Annotated in this window: 18 protein-coding genes and 2 pseudogenes; 7 read left to right on the top strand and 13 right to left on the bottom strand. The window is 68.0% G+C overall.

Annotated elements, in window-relative coordinates:
• The first annotated feature begins 60 nt into the window (after positions 1-60).
• Positions 61-792: an aminoglycoside phosphotransferase family protein gene (locus AB0D34_RS27915; RefSeq protein ID WP_362666004.1), complete on the top strand. Its 732-nt coding sequence runs from the start codon at positions 61-63 to the stop codon at positions 790-792.
• A 35-nt stretch (positions 793-827) separates the two neighbouring features.
• On the opposite strand, the pseudogene AB0D34_RS27910 reads toward AB0D34_RS27915, so the two are convergent.
• Positions 828-1,712: pseudogene (locus AB0D34_RS27910) on the bottom strand (IS256 family transposase); the annotation flags it as partial.
• Between the two features lie 242 nt (positions 1,713-1,954).
• On the opposite strand from AB0D34_RS27910, the gene AB0D34_RS27905 reads away from it, so the two are divergent.
• Together AB0D34_RS27905 and AB0D34_RS27900 are read left to right on the top strand one after the other, a co-directional pair.
• Positions 1,955-2,158: a hypothetical protein gene (locus AB0D34_RS27905; RefSeq protein WP_362666002.1), complete on the top strand. Its 204-nt coding sequence runs from the start codon at positions 1,955-1,957 to the stop codon at positions 2,156-2,158.
• A 91-nt stretch (positions 2,159-2,249) separates the two neighbouring features.
• Entirely contained in the window at positions 2,250-2,696 is a 447-nt protein-coding gene (locus AB0D34_RS27900) for an NUDIX domain-containing protein (RefSeq protein ID WP_362666000.1), read from the top strand.
• 596 nt (positions 2,697-3,292) lie between these two features.
• Here AB0D34_RS27900 and AB0D34_RS27895 read toward each other — a convergent pair.
• From AB0D34_RS27895 to AB0D34_RS27875, 5 genes are all read right to left on the bottom strand, one after another.
• Positions 3,293-4,162 (bottom strand): alpha/beta hydrolase, encoded by an 870-nt coding sequence (locus AB0D34_RS27895; RefSeq protein WP_362665998.1) that lies wholly within the window; start codon positions 4,160-4,162, stop codon positions 3,293-3,295.
• Between the two features lie 106 nt (positions 4,163-4,268).
• Positions 4,269-5,273, bottom strand: coding sequence for an NADP-dependent oxidoreductase (locus AB0D34_RS27890; RefSeq protein ID WP_362665995.1), 1,005 nt, complete (start codon positions 5,271-5,273; stop codon positions 4,269-4,271).
• A 520-nt stretch (positions 5,274-5,793) separates the two neighbouring features.
• The gene (locus AB0D34_RS27885) at positions 5,794-6,063 is read right to left on the bottom strand and encodes a TetR/AcrR family transcriptional regulator (protein WP_362665992.1); all 270 of its coding nucleotides are present in this window, start codon (positions 6,061-6,063) and stop codon (positions 5,794-5,796) included.
• Positions 6,064-6,643: 580 nt separating this feature from the next.
• The gene (locus tag AB0D34_RS27880; RefSeq protein ID WP_362665990.1) at positions 6,644-7,216 is read right to left on the bottom strand and encodes a TetR/AcrR family transcriptional regulator; all 573 of its coding nucleotides are present in this window, start codon (positions 7,214-7,216) and stop codon (positions 6,644-6,646) included.
• A 115-nt stretch (positions 7,217-7,331) separates the two neighbouring features.
• Positions 7,332-7,799, bottom strand: a complete 468-nt coding sequence (locus AB0D34_RS27875) for a helix-turn-helix domain-containing protein (RefSeq protein ID WP_362665988.1) — start codon at positions 7,797-7,799, stop codon at positions 7,332-7,334.
• A gap of 93 nt (positions 7,800-7,892) precedes the next feature.
• On the opposite strand from AB0D34_RS27875, the gene AB0D34_RS27870 reads away from it, so the two are divergent.
• Positions 7,893-8,393 carry a PaaI family thioesterase gene (locus AB0D34_RS27870; RefSeq protein ID WP_362665986.1) on the top strand — a complete coding sequence of 167 codons (501 nt, stop codon included), beginning with the start codon at positions 7,893-7,895 and terminating at the stop codon, positions 8,391-8,393.
• 228 nt (positions 8,394-8,621) lie between these two features.
• Here the strand turns inward: AB0D34_RS27870 and AB0D34_RS27865 are convergent, their stop codons facing one another.
• The 5 genes from AB0D34_RS27865 to AB0D34_RS27845 form a co-directional block, all read right to left on the bottom strand.
• Positions 8,622-9,683, bottom strand: coding sequence for an alkene reductase (locus tag AB0D34_RS27865; protein WP_362665983.1), 1,062 nt, complete (start codon positions 9,681-9,683; stop codon positions 8,622-8,624).
• A gap of 408 nt (positions 9,684-10,091) precedes the next feature.
• On the bottom strand, positions 10,092-12,011 hold the full coding sequence (locus tag AB0D34_RS27860; protein WP_362665981.1) for a propionyl-CoA synthetase: 1,920 nt from the start codon (positions 12,009-12,011) through the stop codon (positions 10,092-10,094).
• Positions 12,012-12,191: 180 nt separating this feature from the next.
• Positions 12,192-13,103, bottom strand: coding sequence for an alpha/beta hydrolase (locus AB0D34_RS27855; RefSeq protein ID WP_362665979.1), 912 nt, complete (start codon positions 13,101-13,103; stop codon positions 12,192-12,194).
• A 133-nt stretch (positions 13,104-13,236) separates the two neighbouring features.
• Entirely contained in the window at positions 13,237-14,877 is a 1,641-nt protein-coding gene (locus AB0D34_RS27850; RefSeq protein ID WP_362665977.1) for a cation acetate symporter, read from the bottom strand.
• Between the two features lie 4 nt (positions 14,878-14,881).
• Positions 14,882-15,151, bottom strand: coding sequence for a hypothetical protein (locus AB0D34_RS27845; RefSeq protein ID WP_362665975.1), 270 nt, complete (start codon positions 15,149-15,151; stop codon positions 14,882-14,884).
• Positions 15,152-15,674: 523 nt separating this feature from the next.
• On the opposite strand from AB0D34_RS27845, the pseudogene AB0D34_RS27840 reads away from it, so the two are divergent.
• Together AB0D34_RS27840 and AB0D34_RS27835 are read left to right on the top strand one after the other, a co-directional pair.
• Positions 15,675-16,360: pseudogene (locus tag AB0D34_RS27840) on the top strand (iron-containing alcohol dehydrogenase).
• A gap of 65 nt (positions 16,361-16,425) precedes the next feature.
• The gene (locus tag AB0D34_RS27835) at positions 16,426-17,436 is read left to right on the top strand and encodes an enoyl-CoA hydratase/isomerase family protein (protein WP_362665972.1); all 1,011 of its coding nucleotides are present in this window, start codon (positions 16,426-16,428) and stop codon (positions 17,434-17,436) included.
• 97 nt (positions 17,437-17,533) lie between these two features.
• Here AB0D34_RS27835 and AB0D34_RS27830 read toward each other — a convergent pair whose 3' ends face one another.
• Positions 17,534-18,547: an NADP-dependent oxidoreductase gene (locus AB0D34_RS27830; protein WP_362665970.1), complete on the bottom strand. Its 1,014-nt coding sequence runs from the start codon at positions 18,545-18,547 to the stop codon at positions 17,534-17,536.
• Between the two features lie 188 nt (positions 18,548-18,735).
• Between AB0D34_RS27830 and AB0D34_RS27825 the strand changes: the two genes are divergently transcribed.
• Positions 18,736-19,209, top strand: coding sequence for a helix-turn-helix domain-containing protein (locus tag AB0D34_RS27825; protein ID WP_362666375.1), 474 nt, complete (start codon positions 18,736-18,738; stop codon positions 19,207-19,209).
• A 33-nt stretch (positions 19,210-19,242) separates the two neighbouring features.
• Here the strand turns inward: AB0D34_RS27825 and AB0D34_RS27820 are convergent, their stop codons facing one another.
• Positions 19,243-19,848 carry an ABATE domain-containing protein gene (locus tag AB0D34_RS27820; protein ID WP_362665967.1) on the bottom strand — a complete coding sequence of 202 codons (606 nt, stop codon included), beginning with the start codon at positions 19,846-19,848 and terminating at the stop codon, positions 19,243-19,245.
• Positions 19,849-19,864 lie beyond the last annotated feature (16 nt).

The raw sequence follows: 19,864 nt of genomic DNA, 5'->3' as shown, positions 1-19,864 counted from the left end.
CTAGCCCGGACCGCGCACAACGCCTTCCTCGGTCTCCTGCAGCGACTGCAGGATGTGGTCATGGAGATCGAAGTGCGGTTGTCCGGCGGACGCATCACCCCCGGCGTGGTCAGGGTTGGCCGTACCGTCCGGCGGCCGGCCACCACATCGTCATCGTTCGTTGCCGAGCTGCTCGGTGACCTCCAGCGGCAGGGTTTCACCGGCGCTCCGAGCCACCTCGGGTTCGAACCCGCCGGCCGTGAGACCCTCAGTTACCTCCCCGGCTGGGTACCCGCCCGATTCCAGCGCTGGACCGACCCCCAGGTGGCCGCCGCCGGCTCCCTGCTGCGCTCTTTCCACGACGCCACCCGCGGCAGCTGCCTGGCCGGTCGGCATCCCGTGGTCTGCCACCACGACCCCGGGCCCAACAACACGGTCTTCGCAGACGATGTCCCGGTCGCTTTCATCGACTTCGACACCGCCGCACCCGGCGATCCCCTCGAAGACCTCGGCTACATGGCGTGGACCTGGTGCATCTCCTCCAAAGCCACCGCTCCACCCGCCACCGTCCAGGCCGCACAGGTACGCATCCTCGCCGATGCATACGGGCTCGACGCCACCTCCCGATCCCGCCTCACCGATGCCGCGCTCGACCGCCAGACCCGCAACGCCATGTGGTGGCACAGCCACCTCGCGCGCCCGTCCCCGCGCGTCGCCGGGGACCACGAGATCGCCGGACGCATCAAGTGGTCCGAGCAGGAGCACGCCTACACCCTGGCCAACCGAAAGACCTTCGACGCAGCCCTGGAGTGACAAGAAGAGCGATCGCCCGACCACCGACCATTCCGGCCCCAGGCTTCCTGGAACTCCAGGAACCGCTCCGTCGCGTCTTCGCTGGGGGCCGTGTAGACGGGCTTGAGGGCTTTGGCGACCTTGTCCCAGTCCTGGCGGGCCGCGTATCGGAACGAATTACGCAGGAGGTGAACCACACATGTCTGGACAATCGTGCGAGGCCAGACGGTCTCCACCGCTTCGGGTAGGCCCTTGAGCCCGTCGCAGACCAGCATGAGCGCATCGTCCAGGCCGCGGTTCTTGAGTTCGGTGAAGACGTGCAGCCAGTACTTGGCGCCCTCGCCGCCGTCGCCGGCCCAGATGCCGAGGATGTCGCGGGTGCCGTCCACGGTCACCACCGTCACCACGTAGATGGGACGGTTCGCGACCTGCCCGTCCCTGACCTTGACGTTGATGGCGTCCACGAACAGGACCGGACAGACGCGGTCGAGGGGACGGTTCTGCCATTCGGCCATGCCTTCCATCACGGTGTCGGTGATCGTGGAGATCGTCTGCTTGGACACCTCGGCGCCGTAGACCTCGGCCAGATGAGCCGAGATCTCGCCGTGCGTGAGCCCCTTCGCCGACAGCGACAGCACCATCTCGTCGAAGCCGGTCAGGCGTCGCTGCCGCTTCTTGACGATCTGCGGCTCGAACGTGCCCGAGGTGTCCCGTGGGACCTTGACCTCGACCGGCCCGACATCGGTCAGCACGGTCTTGGCCCGGCCCCCGTTGCGGGAGTTGCCGCTGCCCCGGCCAGCAGCTTCGTGCTTCTCGTAGCCGAGGTGATCGGTCATCTCACCTTCCAGGGCAGACTCCAGGACCCGCTTGGTCAGCTGCTGCAGCAGCCCGCCCTGCCCGGTCAGCTGCAGCCCCTCCGACCGGGCCCGCTCCACCAGCATCCCGACCAGCTGCTCGTCGGACACGGGTACAGGCTGCCCAGGCTGGGCAGCCTCGACAGGCTCCACGGTCTCCAACTCCACGGCGGTGTCAGTCACTTGACGTCTCTCCCATGATCGTCGGATCCGCCGTTAGATCTACACTCCCTTCACAGGCTCTGAGCTTGTTCTTGCAGGTCCGGCCTGCTTCGAAGGTTGGCCGTATTGGATCTCGTCTCCGGAGGCTCGTTCGGCACAATGATCGTGTGGCGAACAACGAGGGCGTCGGGGCGCCATCCATTGGTACCGGGTTCGTTGTCGGCATGCTGATCGGCATCGCAGTTGGGCTCGTGCTTGGGCTGGCTGTCTTCGACAACATGGCGATCGGCCTGGCGCTCGGCGGTGGCGCAGGCGGAGTCCTCGGTGTCACTCTCCCAGCGGCGCGGCGCTCGCTGCGCGAGTTTTCATAACGCCTTCGCGCGGGTGGTTCAGCCAGGGCCTGTCTCTTCGATCTACGGGGATCTCTCGTGATCGAGGACGTGCAACCCCTACGCTGCGGGAATGCGGGAGTTGACGTTGCGTATCCGGGTGGCTGCCTACGTCCTGCGCCGACAGGCGGGACGCTCGGTGGAATTGCTCGTGTTCGACCACGACGCGGACCTGCCGCCCGGCACGCACATCCCGGCGGGTGGTGTGGCCCCGGAGGAGCCACTGGAAGAGGCAGTGTTGCGGGAAGTCGCGGAGGAGTGCGGGCTGACCTGTGTGCGGGTGCTGCGCCCTCTCGCGGAGGAGCACACCCCGCACCCGATCCGCCGCTTCCCCCGCCACACCACCTTCTTCGAACTGGAGGTGGACGACGACGCAGACGTCCCGGATGCGTGGGACCACCACGTGACGGGCGCGGGGCGCGACAACGGCATGACGTTCCACTGCCGTTTCGAGCCGCTGCCGCTGGCCTTCCCGTTGGCGGACGGCCAGGACGCCTGGCTGGATCGTCTGGAAGCATGAGCGCCGTCGCCTGGTGCATGCCGCCCCGGCGCGAAGGTCTCTCTATGGCCAGCGACTCGTCGATCTGGTCATGCTCAGCAGGGGGGACCTCACAGATGGTGCACGGCCCCACCGAAGCCAGAGCCCACCTCCGTGCCCTCGCCCACCACTACGCGCCCTCACCCACGCCCTGACCCGCAACAACTTGAATCCGTTGTCGACGAGGCAGACGCTGCGTCGATCATCTGCCGGTGACAGTAGCCCTCCGGGTCCCCGCCCCGGACCCGCCAGCCATTCCGGCGCCGGCAGCAGACCCCACAACCGTGCCCACTTGGCATCGTTCATGTCCGAGCCATACCGAGGCCCACGCTCTGGCTGGTCGGTCGCGTTCCCGAACCTGTGCGCCAGGCAGTCACACGCAGGAGCGACCGTAGGCCCTTTTCCTCATGCCTTCGCACCGGCCAACTCACCCGAAAAGCCGGGTGCTTTGCGGACCTAGGTCAGCTGACGCCTCGCCCGCCAGGCGCCATCCAGTGCTGGATGGCCCGACGCACTGCTGGTCGGCGGGCGTCAACTCGCTGGCCGTGAGGCCCCACTCCTGCGACAGCCGCCCAGGCTCAGGACTCGAGGAATTCAAGCGCCCGGCGCACGAAGTCGTCGTGGCACTGGAAGACACCCCCGTGCCCGGCATCCGGGTACAGGGGGACGAGTTCGCTGTGGGGCAGACGGGCGGCCAGGTCGAGTGTGTTGTGGCTGGGCACCATCCGGTCGTTGCCGCCGTTTGCCACCAGGACCGGTTGGCGAATGGCAGACAGGTCCGACGGCGCCTGGCGGCCCCACCGCTTCACGGCCTTGAACTGGGCGCGGAGCGACGACAGCGAGATGTCCTTGTCGCGGTCGTGCGTGCGCTCCTTCAGCCGTTCCAGGAAGTCACGTCCGGCCTGCCGGCCGCCTGCGGTGTCGGTGAAGAAGAGGGAGAGCTTGGGGTCCTGGCGGGTCAGGGCGCCCTTGAGTGTGGCCCGGATGGTGAGTGCCGGGACCTTGTCGATGCCGGGGCCCCCGGCTGGTCCGGTGCCGGCGAGGATGACCTTGCGGACGAGGTGCGGCTCTTGCGCCGCGATGACCTGCGCGACGAAGCCGCCCATCGACAGGCCGAACAGATCGACCTGGTCGAACCCGAGAGCCCGGATGAACAGCACGGCGTCGCGGGCCATCGCCTCGATCGTGTCGGGTGTGGAGCCGCTCGATCCGCCCACTCCGCGGTTGTCGAAGGTGATGACCCGACGCCGTGCGGCGAGTCCGTCGACGACGCGCGGGTCCCAGTTGTCCAGCACACCGGCCAGGTGAACCAGAAGGATGAGCGGTACGCCGTCCTCGGGGCCGAGTTCCCGGTAGGCGAAGTCCTCGCCGCGGACGGACACGGAGCGGGTTGCCGCGTTCGCGTACGACGCCGTCGAGGGGGAGGGGGAGTTCCGCGGTGTGCTCATGTCCGGATCCTTCTGTGACGGGTTTCAGGGTGCTTTTCGTGCCGCGGAGGGTGTCGTGTCGTTCCGGTGTGCGGGAGGGCCCTGACGATCCGGCAGGGCTGTTCCCTCACGTCATCTTGACGACGACCTTGCCCGCCTTTGCACGGCCCGCTTCGAGGTACTCCAGTGCTTCCCGGGCCGACTCCAAGGGAAAGACAGTGTCGACGACGGGGCGGATCTTGCCGGCCTCGACGAGAGTGGTGAGTTCGCGCAGCTGGTCGCCACTGGCCTTCATGAACAGGAACGAGTACGTGACATTGCGGCGCCGGGCGGCTCGTCGGATGCGGAAGCTCAGGGCGGACATCACCAGCCGGATGACGGGATTGGCTCCCAGCTCCCTGGCGAGAGCGGCGTCAGGGGGACCCGCGACACTGATGACCTTTCCACCGGGTTTGAGTACGTCCAGGGATTTCAGAAGCGTATCGCCGCCGAGCGAGTCCAGCACGACGTCGTAGTCGTGCAGCACTGTCTCGAACGCCTGCTTCTTGTAGTCGACGACGACGTCGGCGCCCAGGCTCTTCACGAGGTCGACGTTGGCGGTGCTCGCGGTGGTCGCCACATGCGCGCCCAGCTGCTTCGCCAACTGGATGGCGATGGTGCCCAGGCCGCCGGAACCGGCGTGGATGAGAACCTTCTGACCCGGCTGGACGCGTGCTCGCTCGACCAGCGCCTGCCATGAGGTCAGGGCGACCAGGGGAAGGGACGCGGCCTCCTCCATGGTCAGCGTGGCCGGTTTGACCGCCACGTCGTCCTGGTGCACCGCGATGAGCTCGGCGAACGTGCCGATCCGGTTCTTGTCGGGCCGTGCGAAGACCTCGTCGCCCACCACGAACCGCGTGACGGCCGACCCCACCTCGGTCACCACTCCGGCCAGGTCGTTGCCCAGCACGAACGGGACCTTGTACGGCAGGATCGTCTTCAGCTCCCCGTCCCGGATCATGCGGTCGAGCGGGTTGACGCTCGAGGCCTCGATACGTACCAGGACGTCGTCCGCGCCCACCTCCGGGTCCGGCACTTCGCCGACACGCACGCCGGCCTTGTCCCCGTAACGTTCTACGGTCAGGGCCCTCATCGTCGTCTCCGTATCTCGTCCGCGAGCGGACGGGGTGCTGCATCCCAGGCATTCATAGAAGTACGTTCATAATCCTAACGTGCCGTCTCGACGGGCCGCAAGTGAAACCTTCGTCGGGGCTGTCGTGGTGTGGCCGTGTGATCTGCGGCGCGGATGTGTGCGCTCTGCGGACGGTCAGGTCGCGGCCCTGGTGTGCTCATGCTCGACGCCCAGCAGGGCGAAGGCGTTGCGGATGCCCTGTTCGAGCAGTTCGTCGGCGAGTTGCCTGTCGGCAAGGGCCCGGGAGAGCTGGAGAGCCCGGCCATCATGGCGTAGGTGCTGAGTGCTGAGTGCTGAGTGCTGTGGTGCGGGCCGAGCGGGGATCGTCGGGTGTCAGGTGGGCGGCGATGCCGTCGATGACCATCAGCACGCCGTCCGTGTAGGCCTGCTTGGTCGGATCTGCGCAGCGCCGGATTTCGTCGAGCAGGGCGGCGGAGGGGCACCCGTCGTCGGTGCTGTCGCGATGCTGGGCGGACAGGTGTCACCGTACGGTCTGTTCGAGCCCGGGGCGGCCTGGTGCCGCCTGCGTGACGATGCTCGCGTTCTGTGCCTGCAACTGGTCGGCGACCGCGTGGGCCACGAGGTCGTCCTTTGAGGTGAAGTGAGTGTAGAAGGCGCCGTTGGTCAGCCCTGCGTCCTTCATGAGGGCCGAGATGCCCGAGCCGTCGATGCCGTCCCGCTTGAACCGGCGTCCGGCCGCTTCGATGATCCGCTGCTTGGTTGCCTGCTTGTGCTCTTTCCCGTAGCGCACCGTACGCTCCTTCGTTCGTCTGGGGTGCCTGTCTGGTAGGGCTCCTCTCTGCATTGTATTGCGAACGTAATGCAATGATTGTGAGAGGTCGGTGACTGTCCGTCGGCGGCAAGCTGTGGTGCCGGTTGGTCGGCGAAGGGCTGCCCGCGGCCCTCGCGGCGGCCTACGCCGACTTGAAGACCCAGGTGGACGGAGTTCGCGAGCGGCGTCGTACTGGCTCTGCCGGGCAGGGGGGTGAGGGTGCGCATGGGCTCCGGTGTCGGTCCCGTCGCTGCCCCGGCAGGCGTTCGCCCATGGCGTCCAGGGTCGGCCTACGGTCGCCGGACCGAGAGCAGTTGCTCTGCGGATGGAGTGGCGAGACCGTTGGCGGCGCCGGTTCGCGATCTCGAACTGTCCCGACACAGAACACGCATGACCTGGCCCGGCGACTGCCGAACAGCGAGTTGGTGGCCTATCCCAATGCCCGGCCATGGCGGCATCTTCCAGTTTCATGACCAGTTCGTGGAGACGACGCTCGAGTTCCTCGAGCGACAGTGGGCGTGAGATGCGCCGAGGGCGACGGCTCAGCCCTCGGCGCATCTCAGCGCAGCAAGGCGAGGCCGTTCTCGATGCCCTGCTCAAGGATCTCGTCGGCGAACTTCCGGTCGGAGAGAGCGCGGGACAGCTGCAACGTGCCCACCATCATGGTGTAAAGCCCTATGGCCTTCCCACGAGCCGACTTCGGATCCTCGGGTGACAGGCGCGCGGCGATCTCGTCCAGGATGTCCCGTGCGCCCTCGGTGTAGGCCTGCTTGGTTCCGTCCTCGCAGCGGCCGATCTCGTCGAGCAGGGCGGCGGAGGGGCATCCGGTGCCCGGGTGGTCCCGGTGCTCGGGCGACAGGTATGCGCGGACGAGGTCCTCGAGTCCAGGGCGGCCGGGCCGCAAAGTGTCGTAGTTCGCTACCTGGGTGCGCAGTTGGTCGGCCACGACGTGGGCGACGAGATCGTCCTTGGAGGCGAAGTGCGCGTAGAAGGCTCCGTTGGTGAGTCCGGCATCCGACATCAGCGTGGAGATGCCCGAGCCGTCTATACCGTCCTGCTTGAACCGCTGGCCGGCCTTCTCGATGATCCGTTGCCGGGTCACCTGCTTGTGCTCCTTGGCGTAGCGCACCACGAGCTTCCTCCGTTCGCTTCGCGAGGCCATTGCCTCGCAGCAAGCCTAAGGTATGGCCTGATGTACGTAATATTATGACCGCATTTCGCCTGGTCTGCGAGTCTCGATCGATGGCTCACGACCGGCGGCGGGCGCCGGGTCCCAGCCGGGCGGTGACGTCCCCGGGGGTGAGGGCGGCGTGGTCCGCGGAGCATTCGACGACGACGCGGAGCGGAGCGTCGCAGTCGGTGTGGCGAACGTCCAGGACGGGCCCCTCGGGGCCGAGGGCGTACGCCTCGCCCCACTGGCTCAGCGCCATCAGGACGGGCCACAGGTCCCAGCCCTTGCGGGTCAGTCGGTACTCGTTGCGGGAGCGACTGCCCGCTTCCTGATAGGGGACGGCCTTCAGGACGCCGGACGAGACCAGTTTGCGGAGGCGGTCACTGAGGACGGCTTCCGACAGGCCGATGTGGCGGTGGAAGTCGTCGAAGCGGCGGACCCCGTTGACGGCGTCGCGCAGGATCAACAACGTCCATTTCTCTCCGACCACGTCGAGCGTGCGCTGGACGGGGCAGTTCTCCGTGCTCGCCTCAAGCCACTCCATCCCGCCATCGTAAGGGCCTGGCTTCGTCATTGACAGTCAGGTGAGCCCGCAGCTAGCTTCATTCGTAAAAGTCAGATGGGAAGGCGCTCGGTCGTGGGACGAACACGGACGTATCAATGGGAAGACCCCGCGATCCTGGCGGAAGCAGCCGGGCGCATGTCCGGCATCGACTTCCTGCGCGAGCTGCAGGCGGGGCGACTGCCGGCGCCGCCCATCAATTACTCCATCGACTTCAACCTGGACGAGGTGGAGCCCGGCAGGGCGGTCTTCTCGCTGACGCCGGGGGAGGAGCACTACAACCCGATCGGCAGCGTGCACGGCGGCATCTTCGCCACCCTGCTCGATTCGGCTGCGGGCTGCGCCGTTCAGTCCACCCTGCCGCAAGGCATGGCGTACACCTCGCTGGACCTGACGGTGAAGTTCCTCCGGCGGATCACCGTCGACACGGGTACGGTGCGGGCGATCGGCACGGTTGTCAGCAAGGGACGTCAAACCGCGCTCGCCCAGGCGCAGTTGGTTGACGGGACGGACCGGCTGCTCGCCCATGCCACCAGTAGCTGCATGCTCTTCCCCGTGCCTCCCGCTCAAGGGTGACCCTGAACGGCGACCGGTGAATCGGGCCTTGCCCCAGTCGTACCGATGCCTCACCCCTCTGCCGGACTCCCTCGACCGCGGCGCAGAACGCCGGAGTACGAGGTGAAACGGCTGTGGCGCGCGTCGGCTGCGGCCCGTGACTTCTCGGGTCGCCGGGCGGCCGTGCGCCACAGCCGTGTTGAGGCGCCCGAAGGTCGGTGTTCCCTCGGGCTGCCGAGTCATGCCTCGTCAGGCTGCGTGAGTGGGGTAGTCGGTGTAGCCGGCCGCGTCACCGCCGTAGAAGGTGGCGGGGTCGGGGGTGTTCAGGGGCGCGCCGGAGCGTACGCGTTCCACGAGGTCGGGGTTGGCGAGGGCCATGGTGCCGACGGTGATGACGTCGGCCAGGCCGTCTTCGATGTCCTTGGTGCGGGTGGCGATGTCGGTGCCTGCCCGGTTGAGGACGAGGGTGGTCGGCCACAACTTGCGCAGCGTGTGCAGCAGTTCGTCGTCGCCGCCGTGGGCGATGTGCAGGTAGGCGAGGTTGAGAGGGGCGAGGGCGCGTACGAGTGCCGGGTACAGCTCGTGGGTGTCGCTCTCCGCTATGTCGTTGAAGGGGTTGCCGGGGGAGATCCGGATGCCGGTGCGGCCGGCGCCGATCTCGTCGGCGACGGCGGTGGCGACCTCCACCGCGAAGCGGATGCGGTTGTCGATGAAACCGCCGTACTGGTCGGTGCGCTGGTTGGTGTTGTCGGCGAGGAACTGGTGCACCAGGTACCCGTTGGCCGCGTGGATCTCGACGCCGTCGGCGCCGGCCGCGATGGCGGCCGCGGCGGCCCGCCGGAAGTCGTCGACCGTCTCGGCGACCTCGTCGGTGGACAGTTCGCGGGGCAGGGGCATGGGCTTGAGACCGGTCGCGGTGAACATCTCGCCTGCCGGCTGGACGGCGGAGGGGGCTACCGCCTGCCGGTGGTGGGGGGTGTTGTCGGGGTGGGAGATGCGCCCGGCGTGCATGAGCTGGATGACGATGCGTCCGTCGGCCTTGTGCACGGCGTCGGTGACCTTGCGCCAGCCGGCGATGTGCTCAACCGTGAAGATGCCCGGAGTCATCGGGTAGCCCTGGCCGTCGGCGGAGGGCTGGGTGCCCTCGGTGATGATGAGGGCGTGCGAGGCGCGCTGGGCGTAGTACTCGGCGTTCAGCTCGGTCGGCACACCGTCCGGGGTGGACCGGTTCCGCGTCAGGGGTGCCATCGCCAGCCGGTGCGGCAGGGGGATCTCTCCGACGACGGTCGGGTTCCACAGGGCGTTGAGCATGGGTGATTCCTCAGGTAAATGGACGATGGATCGCCAAGGGGCGGGTGCGGGCGTCATGGGGGACGAAGTCACCGGGATGCTCCGCTTCTGAGCCCGGTGAGGCACCTGTCGCGCCTTCTGCCGGTCGGGCTGTCATTGGCCCGACCTATAAAGTATGAGCGTAATTCTATAGAGGCGAGTGGGCGGTGGGCAAGTCGAACCCCCGGGATGAGTGAGGCAGTTCATGCCCGGGTCGGACATGGTGCTGGGGTGGCCGCCGTCAACAACGGCAGCGCATCGCGGGTGTCCGTGCGGAGGTGGCCGCAGTCATGGCGGTGAACTGGGCGGCGAGGCTCCAGAGCGTCGGGCTCTCCACGCTGATCGTGCTGGGCTGCGTCCTCTTGCACCCCCTGGCTGATGCCGACGCGTTCACCGTGGTTCCGATCCTGGGGCACCCGTTCGCGGCGTGTGACCGGCGCGTCGTAGGACCGGGCGCAGGGTTTCGATGACGCCAGGGTCGTCCACCGTGGAGGGGATGGGTTCGTCGTGGCCGTCGGCGATGCCGCGCATCGTCTTGCGCAGGATCTTTCCCGAACGGGTCTTGGGCAGGGCTGCCACGACCGCGACGTCCTTGAGGGAGGCGACGGCGCCGATGCGCTCGCGTACGAGCTGGACGAGTTCGGCCTCGACCTCGGTCGCGTCGCGGCTGATGCCGGCTTTCAGGACGACGAAGCCGCGCGGGATCTGGCCCTTGAGTGCGTCGGCCACGCCAATGACGGCGCATTCGGCGACGTCGGGATGGGCGGCCAGGGCCTCTTCCATGCTGCCGGTGGACAGCCGGTGTCCGGCGACGTTGATGACGTCGTCGGTGCGGCCCATGACGAAGACGTAGCCGTCGTCGTCGATGTGGCCGCTGTCGCCGGTGAGGTAGTAGCCGTCGTAGGCGGAGAGGTAGGAGGCGACGTAGCGGTCGTCGTCGTTCCAGAGGGTGGGCAGTGCGCCGGGCGGCAGGGGAAGCTTCACGACGATCGCGCCGTCGACGCCGGCGGGCACGGGCTCGCCCGAGGGATCGAGGACACGGACGTCCCAGCCCGGGAGCGGACGGGTGGGGGAGCCGGGTTTGAGGGGAGCGGCCTCGATGCCGACCGGGTTGGCGACGATGGGCCAGCCGGTCTCGGTCTGCCACCAGTGGTCGATCACCGGGATGCCCAGGAGGGTGCTCGCCCAGTGGTAGGTCTCGGGGTCGAGGCGCTCACCGGCGAGAAAGAGGTAGCGCAGGCGGGAAAGGTCGTAGTCCGCGGTGAGGGTGCCCTTCGGGTCCTCCTTCCTGATGGCGCGGAAGGCGGTGGGGGCGGTGAACATGGTCTTGGCCCGGTGCTCGGCGGCCACGCGCCAGAACTGGCCGGCGTCCGGTGTGCCGACCGGCTTGCCCTCGTACAGGATGGTCGTGGCGCCGGCCAGCAGGGGCGCGTAGACGATGTACGAGTGCCCGACGACCCAGCCGACGTCGGAGCCGGTGAACATGGTCTCGCCCGGGCCCACGTCGTAGACCGCGCCCATCGACCAGTGCAGGGCGACCGCGTAGCCGCCGCAGTCGCGGACAACTCCCTTGGGCTTTCCGGTCGTTCCGGACGTGTAGAGGACGTAGAGCGGATCGGTGGCGGGGACGGAAACGCAGTCCGCCGGGGATGCGGCGGCGACCAGATCCGTCCAGTCGAGATCGTCGGGCCCCAACTCGGCGGGTTCCTGCGGGCGTTGAAGGATCACGCTCTTCTGGGGTTTGTGGGCCGCGAGTTCGATCGCCTGGTCGAGCAGGGGCTTGTACGCGATCACACGCTTGCCCTCGATGCCGCAGGAGGCGGAGACCACGACCTTGGGGGCCGCGTCGTCGATGCGCAGGGCCAGTTCGCGCGGGGCGAACCCGCCGAAGACGACCGAGTGCACCGCGCCGATCCGAGCGCAGGCCAACATCGCGACGACGGCCTCGGGGACCATCGGCATGTAGATCACCACCCGGTCGCCGTGCCCCACGCCGAGCCCCGCCAGTGCTCCGGCAAAGGCCGCCACCTCGTCCCTCAACTGCGCGTAGCTGTAGGTGCGTCGGGTGTCGGTCACGGGTGAGTCGTAGACGAGCGCGGGCTGTTCACCCCGGCCGGCCTCGACATGCCGGTCGAGCGCGTTGAAACAGACGTTGAGCCGTCCGTCGGGAAACCAGCGGTAGAAGGGCGCGCCCGAGGAGTCCAGGGCGCGGTGCGGAGCGACATCCCAGTCGATCCCCTCCGCCGCCTGCAGCCAGAAGCGCTCCGGGTCCTCGGTACTGGCGCGGAAGACATCCTCGTACGTTCCCATCGCGCACTCCCTTGTGGCATCGGGACGGTGGTGTGGTTGCATGCGGCACGTTTCGGACACAAGTACCGCACGGCCGGTCGGGCTTGGTCGAGCGGGATGCCGATGACCGGTGGACCGGTCACCGGCATCGCGGTGGTGCGGCGGCCTGGCGGGCAGACCTGACGTCAGGCTAGGCCTTGCTCACGCGCCCAGGTGCTTGCGGAGCCACTGGCCCATCTGCCCGATGGCCTGGTCCACCTCGGGTACGCGTCCGGCGCCCAGGATGAACGAATGCTGCCCTTCGGGCATCGCGTGGGTCTCGGTGATGACCTTGAAGTCCGCGAGGCGGCGGCCGAGCTGGGCACCGTCGTCGGCGAGGGTCTCGTACTCGCCGTAGTGGACGAGCGTAGGCGGCAGACCGGTCAGGTCGGCGTGCACGAGGCTGATCTGCGGGTCGGTGAAGGCCACGGCGGGGTCCTGCAGCCAGGCGCCCCGGAAGAGCTCCAGCGTGCCCCGGCTGAGCATCTTGTCGTTCGTCTCGTTGGCGTCCACTGCCGGGTACCCGAGCGTGAGGTCGGTCCAGGGGGAGACGCTGACGATCGCGCCGGGCGTGGCCTCGCCCTTGGCAAGCAGGCGCAGCGGCAGCATCACCGCGAGGGTGCCACCGATCGAGTGGCCCGTGCTGCCGATGTTCTGCGGCTCGTAGCCCTGCGCGAGCAGCCACCGGTAGGCGGTCTCGGCGTCGTCGAGCTGCGCCGGATAGGGGTGCTCCGGCGCCAGGCGGAAGTCCACGACCAGCGAGCGGGCGCCGGCCGCCTTCGCGATGTGGCCAGAGGCCTTGCGGTCGGAGTGCATCGAGGCGGCCACGGACCCGCCGAAGTGGAAGTGGAGCAGCGCGCGGTCGGGGTCGGCGCCCGCAGGGATGGCCCACAGGGCGGGGACGCCGTTCGCGTCGACCTCGGCGTAGGTGACGCCTTCCGGCTCCGTCGACGCCTTGTGGTTCGAGTCGACGATGTCACGGATGACGGCCAGGTCGAGGCCCGGAGTCGCCGACTTCGCACTCACACTCGCGAGGAACTCCGCGAACTGGTGTGCCTCGGGGCTTACTCCCATGGTGGTGCTCCTTCTCGGACGGGTGCCGCGCTGGGTTCCCCTGCGGCAGCCGGGTCGATGTGCTGGCCATGACGCTACTAACTGAGTATGGAAAAGTAAACCCAGGAGGCTTCTCGACCCACTCGCGAAGCGATCAACGCAGACCGGCGGCCTGGGAACCGCGTTCCTTCCCTGTTAGGACCCGGTATTGCATGTCGCGAAACTCGAGTTCGGAATCCTGGGATGAGCTGACGCTGCCGAGCCACCCGAGAAAGAACGCCGCGGGTACCGAAACAAGGCCTGGCGTCTGGAACGGATACCAGTCGAAGTGCGCTTCCGGCCACAGTGCGAACACGGTTCCCGAGACGACGGGCGAGAAGGCCGTGAGGACGGTGCAGAACACTAGACCGCCGTAAACGGACCACAGCAGTCCTCTGCGGTTGAACCGGCGCCAGAAGAACGAGTAGAGCAACGCGGGGAAGATGCATGACGCCGCAACACTGATCGAGAACGTGACCAGGAAATCAGTCGGATACCGGTGGATGGCAGCGGCCAGTGAAAGGCCCACCGCGCACACGATGACGGCGGCCGCGCGCAGCGCTCGTACCTCCGCGGCTTCGGTACGGCGACGCCTGCCTCGCGCGAACACGTCGTGGGCGAACGAGACGGCGGCGGCGAACGTCACACTGGTCACCGTGGTGAGCACGGCGAGGAAGATGACGCACGCCATGAGGGTGATGAGCACGACACGTCCTGTCGAACCGTCACGGAGCACGCCCGAGGCCAGCAGGATCGGGGACGACTGCCCGCTGGCATCGACTGCACCGATACCGGCGGCGCCCACCACGGCCGCTGACGCGAAGCCCGTGGTGATCAGGAGGATGATGAAGGCACCGACGAGCCCTGTGGCGATGCCCATGGAACGCCGCGCCGCCCGCCCGGTCCGAGACGCGCCGATCCTTAGGAGCAAGTGAGGCATCACGGCCGTACCGAGGATGAAGACCATGTGGTTGCCGAACGTGTTGAGCGGCCCGAAGCTCGCCGTGTACGGCCACAGCCCCGGACTCAGATAGTCGTCCGGTGCCACGCTTTTCTCCACCGCGGCCGAGAGCATGGATCCCGGATCCCAGTCGAACTTCCTGAGGGCCAGCAGGGTGACCACCGCTAGCGTTGCCAGGGTGATGGGTACCTTGGCGACGTGCATGAAACTGTTGCCCCGCAGACCCGCCACCACGGTGAAGCAGGCGACGAGACAGCCCATCAGCACGGTGCAGAGCACCTCGGCCTCATCGGACGAGGCACCGATCAGCAGGGCCGTGCTGGTGCCGGCGGCACGTAGTTGGATCATGAGGAGGGGGATCGTGATGGCCAGTGTCACCGTGGTCGCGGCGATCCGGGGCCCGGGACCTGGCGCCCGCAAGGAGAAGAGGCCGCCGAGCGTGTAGCGACCGCTGTTGCGTATCTTCTGCGCGAAGAGCAGCAGCACGCCGAGCGTGAGAAGGCCGTCGAGGGCGAAAGTGAAGCCGTCGTAACCGAACACGGCAATGCCCCCGGAAACCGTCAGCAGAGTGACGACCGATATCTGCTCGCCGGCCAGCGCGAATCCGTTGAAGACGGGGGAGAGGGCCCGGTCGGCGACATAGAGCCTTTCCGGGTTGTCATCCTCCGCCGTGGCCAGTGTGAAGAGCCACAGCAGAGATACTCCGATGAAGGTCAGGAAGGCGAGGATCACGGGCCGTCTTGCGTCCGACCCGATGGGGTCGAGTACGCCCGAGGCCAGGATGTCCATGGTCATCGCTTCACCGCCAGGCCCTGTTGGCGGTGGCGGCATCCGGCGTCTGGGTGTGGAGCATGCCGGTCAGGGACTGTTCGATGGGATCGGACGACCGCGTACTTCGGTTCTCGTACAGCCAGGCGGTGGCGACGAAGAGTCCGCACTGCACGAGGCCCCATGCCATGCCCAGGGTGAAGTTCCCGTGCACCGGCACCGCGGGAACGTCGGTGAAGCAGGACAGCACGCTGCCGACGGCGAAGGGAACCGCGTTGACGACGAGGAAGGCGCGCTGCACACGATGCGCGCTCTGGCGGAGGCTGTCCAGGCTTTGGCGTTGCGTGGCAGTGAGCGGAGGGCGATCCGCCGGTGGGCCACCGAACGGAGTCGGGGGGATGTGAGGGTGCACGGAACCTCCGGGCGATGAGGGTGGATAAGGGCGCGAGCGCGCAGTGTTCCGGCGCCGGGGCAGGGATCGGGGCGGCGACGGAAAGATGGGATGAGCCAGGGCAACGGGTGTGGGCGCCCTGGCGGAAGCACGGAACGCGGCACGGGACGTGCTGCTCGCATCTGTCGCCAACCCGATGCACAGGGTGCTGTGTCGGGTATCTGGCGAATGAACGTGGACGAAGTGCTGGGCACAGACTTCGAAGCCCCGCGACAGGACGTCGGAAAGCGTGCGCGTGCTCAAGCCGCCGTTGTCGTGATGCGCCGTATCGCGCTCAGAGGATCACGGATCCTGTGACGGCCTGTCAACAATCTGTGAGCTATGTGCGGCATGTCACCGTGGCAAGGAGGCACCCGGCTGCCGCTCATGCCGGGTGAGGTGGTCGGCGGACGCGAACAGCACCGCACACAACCTCGGCCCGGCGCTTTCGGTGATCGCGGTCCCCACAACCGCGGGCAGCGGCTCGGAGGCGACCCAGTTCACCATCATCACCGACAGCGACACGGACCGGCGTTCCTACCGGTCGTCGCCGTCGTCGACTACCAACTGACCCTGTCGATGCCGTCCCGGCTGACTGCGGACACCGGTGCCGACGCGCTCACCCACGCCGTCGAGGTATATGTGAGCCGCAGGGCCAACCCGTTCTCCGACGGCCTCGCCCTGAACGCGATCCAGACCATCGGCTGCCACCTCCGTCGTGTCCACTCCGACGGGGAGGGCATGGAGGCTCGCGAGGCGATGATGCTCTTCCCTGCGGTGACAGCGTTCTCCGTGCCCGGCGCCGAGAACCGGTACGCCGTCTGCGCCCGCGCAGTGGGAGCCGCCACGGACAGCGACAGCAACGCCGTGGCCGCCGGCAGGCTCGTCGAGGCGCTCCGCGCCATGTGCAAGGATCTTGAGGTGCCCACCCCTCAAGACCACGGCATCGACAAGGCCGAGTGGTTCCGCCTCTCGCCCCTCATGGCCGAGCAGGCACTCGCATCCGGATCCCCGGCCAACAACCCCGTCGTACCCACCGCAGACGAGATCCAGGATCTCTACGCGCAGATCTACGCCTGACACCCGGCGAGTGAGGAACATGATGGCCACGACCACCAGGTCCGCGCGGACGGCGATGACGAGCCATGACTGACACCGCCGCGGCCGCGATTCTCGCCTACATTCACGGGGGCGTCGGGCACATCCGGTTGAACCGGCCCAAGGCTCTCAACGCCCTGACCACCGACATGGTCTCCGCCATCGACCGTGCGCTCGCCTCATGGGAGCACGCACCGCCGTCCGCTGTGGTGCTCGCCAGTACCAGCACGAAGGCGTTCTGCGCCGGCGGGGACATCCGCACGATCCGCGAGCACAGCCTCGCCGACGATGCCGAGGCCAGTGAACGGTTCTTCGCCTCCGAGTACCGGCTCAACGCCCGGATCGCCGAGTATCCCGTGCCGGTCGTGTCGCTCATCGACGGCCTGTGCATGGGCGGCGGTCTGGGGTTGTCCGTCCACGGCGGCTTCCGCGTCGTCACGGAACGCGCGGTGCTGGCGATGCCCGAGACCGGGATCGGGTTCTTCCCGGACATCGGGGCGAGCTACTTCCTGCCGAGGCTGCCGGGTGCGATCGGCATGTACCTGGGACTGACCGGGCAGCGGATCGACGCGGCCGATGCCCTGTACACGGGGCTGGCCACGCACTTCGTTCCCGCGGACCTGCTGGACACGGTGGGGGACGCCCTGGCCGACAGCCCCGATGAGCCGGTGGACGTCGTCCTGAACCGCCTGGCCGGCCGTTCCCCGGTCGCGGAGAGCAGGCTGGCGGAGGTACGCGGCGAGGTGGACTGGGCTTTCGGAGCGTCGACCCTCGGTGAGATCGAGAAACGCCTGTGCCACCTCGACACCCCTTGGGCGGCAGCCGCGTTGGGCGCCCTGGAGTCCGCCTCGCCGCAGAGCCTGGAGATCACCCATTCCCTGCTGGCCCGGGGCAGACAGCGCACTTTGCGCGAGTGTCTGGACGCCGAACTCGCCCTCACACGCACGACCATCCGCACGCCGGACTTCCTGGAGGGCGTCCGTGCCGCCCTGGTCGACAAGGACCGCACGCCCACCTGGCAACGTGCGTCGCTCGGCGGTGGGACGCCGCCGTCCTGAGCATGTCCGCCGTGAGAGGACATCGCCTTGCGCGGGTATCCAGACCCGCGCGGCGCGCTGTGCTGCGGGCATGCGGCGTGCGGAATGGCACCGAACGTCAGTCGTTGCCGGGCGCCATCGAGACCACGACCTTGCCGGCCTTCGTGCGGCCCTGCTCGACGTACGCCATCGCCTCGAGTGTCTGGTCGAAGGGGAAGGTGTTGTCCATGACCGGGCGGAGCTTCCCGCTGTCGTAGAGGGCACCGAGTTTGCGCAGCTGAGAGCCGTTGGCCTTCATGAAGAGGAACTCGTAGCGCACGCCCAGCGCCTTGGCCTGCTTGCGGATCTTGCGGCTGAGGGTGTTCATGACCAGGCCCATGACGGCGGGGGCGCCGACCTGCTTGGCGAAGCCGGCGTCCGGCGGGCCCACGACGCTGACGGCCAGGCCGCCGGGCTTCAGTACGGTGAGCGACTTCTCGAGGTTCGCCCCGCCCACGGCGTCCAGCACCAGGTCGTAGCCGGAGAGCACCTTGGAGAAGTCCTCCTTGGTGTAGTCGATGACGAGGTCGGCGCCGAGGTTCTTGACCAGTTCCTCGGTCTCGGTGTTCGTGGTCGTCGCCACCGTGGCGCCCAGGTGCTTGGCGAGCTGGATGACCGTCGACCCGAGGCCGCCGGCTCCGGCGTGGATGAGCACCTTCTGCCCCGGCTTCACGTGGGCACGGTCGACGAGGACCTGCCAGGCGGCCAGGGCCACCAGCGGCACCGCGGCTGCCTCCTCCAGGGAGAGTGAGGCCGGCTTGGGCGCGACATCGTCCACATCGATCGCGATGAACTCCGCGAAGCCCCCGACCCGCAGGTCGCGCGGACGGGCGTAGACCTCGTCGCCGACCTCGAAGCCGCGTACGGCGGAACCGACCCGCGTCACCACGCCCGCCACGTCGTGGCCGAGCACGAACGGACGCCTGTACTTCAGGAGCTGCTTGAAGTCCCCGTTGCGGACCATCTTGTCCAGCGGGTTGATGCTGGCGGCGCTCACTCTGACCAGGACGTCCCGGTCTCCGACGGTGGGCTCGGGTACCTCTGCGGCGCGTACGCCGTCCTTGCCGTACTTCTCGACGACGAACGCCTTCATGCCGGCGGCCTTTCTGTCCGGGTGGTTGATGCGATTCTTCCGGCAGGTCCCCCTGCGCGCCCGTTCTCGCGTGCGGCCGGGTTGATGTGCCGACTACGACGCTACTAGCTGGGTATGGATAAGTAAACTCAGAGGGGGTTAGAATCATCCTCATGGATGCAACGACCGAAGCTCTGCAGAACGCCGGCATGGACCCCCGACTCGACCGGGACGCGTCGAACTGCTCGATCGCCCGGACCCTTGAGGTCGTGGGCGAGAAGTGGACGATCCTGATCCTGCGTGAGGTCATGTACGGCTCGTCCCGCTTCGGCGAGTTCGAACGCGTCCTCGGCTGTCCTCGCAACCTCCTCGCGGCGCGACTTCGGATGCTCGTGGAGGAAGGGATCCTGGCCACGGAGACCTACAAGGAGCCGGGCTCGCGGAGTCGGCCGAAGTACGTGATCACACCCAAGGGCGTGGATCTGGTGCCGGCCGTGATGGGGCTCCTGCAGTGGGGCGACCGCTACCGCGCCGACCCGGAGGGCCCGGCCATGCTGTCCAGGCACCGTGGATGCGGAGCGCCCGTCGACGCCCAGATCCGCTGCGACCACGGCCACACCGTGCAGCCGGAAGACATCGAGAGCATCCCTGGCCCCGCGTTTCGTCTGCGGCCCGCCGAGTGAACTGAGCGCGGTCGCGCCAGGAGCTCCAGGGGCTCAGTCTGCCAGGGTGTGCTCACTCCGTCTGGCCCGGGCCTGGTGGAGGCGGACCTTTGTGCGGTTGCCGCAGCGGGACATGGAGCACCAGCGGCGGTTGCGGGCAGGGGAGCGGTCCACGAAGCGCAGAGCGCATTCGTCCGCGCCGCAGACGCGTACCCGCCGGATCTCGGCGGACAGGAGCAGATCGACGGCGTCCTGGGCGATCAGCGCCAGCGCGGCTGAGGCATCGGTGGCGATGCTCGCGCTTCCGGCGGCCTCCAGGCGCCCGTCCGTGACGGTGATCTGCAGGGCGGGCCGGGGAGCCTCCGCCGCTGATCGGTTGAGCATGGTGATGTCGCCGGACAAGGGCAGCAGGCCGTCGGTGACCGCGAGTACGGCCCGGTCGACCGTCTCGCGCAGTCGTCGACCCGACGCCAGGACGGCGGCAGCGCCGGGGTCCTGGCTGCCCGGTGCCAGCAGGCCGGCCCGCTGAAGCCAGAGAGCCAGGTCGCCCGGATTCCGGAGAGTCTCCTCCGGCGCGGTCCGCCACCGGTAGCGGAGGGTGTTGGTGAAGTCCAGGCAGACCCGCCCGCCGTCCCAGATCCACATGTCGTCCGTTGCCACGCCTCCATTCTGCACG

The organism is Streptomyces sp. NPDC048420 (assembly GCF_040651535.1).
In the GTDB taxonomy this organism is placed as follows: Bacteria; Actinomycetota; Actinomycetes; order Streptomycetales; family Streptomycetaceae; genus Streptomyces.
The sequence above is the reverse complement of the archived record's forward strand: the minus strand, read 5'-3'. Positions and strand labels throughout refer to the sequence as shown.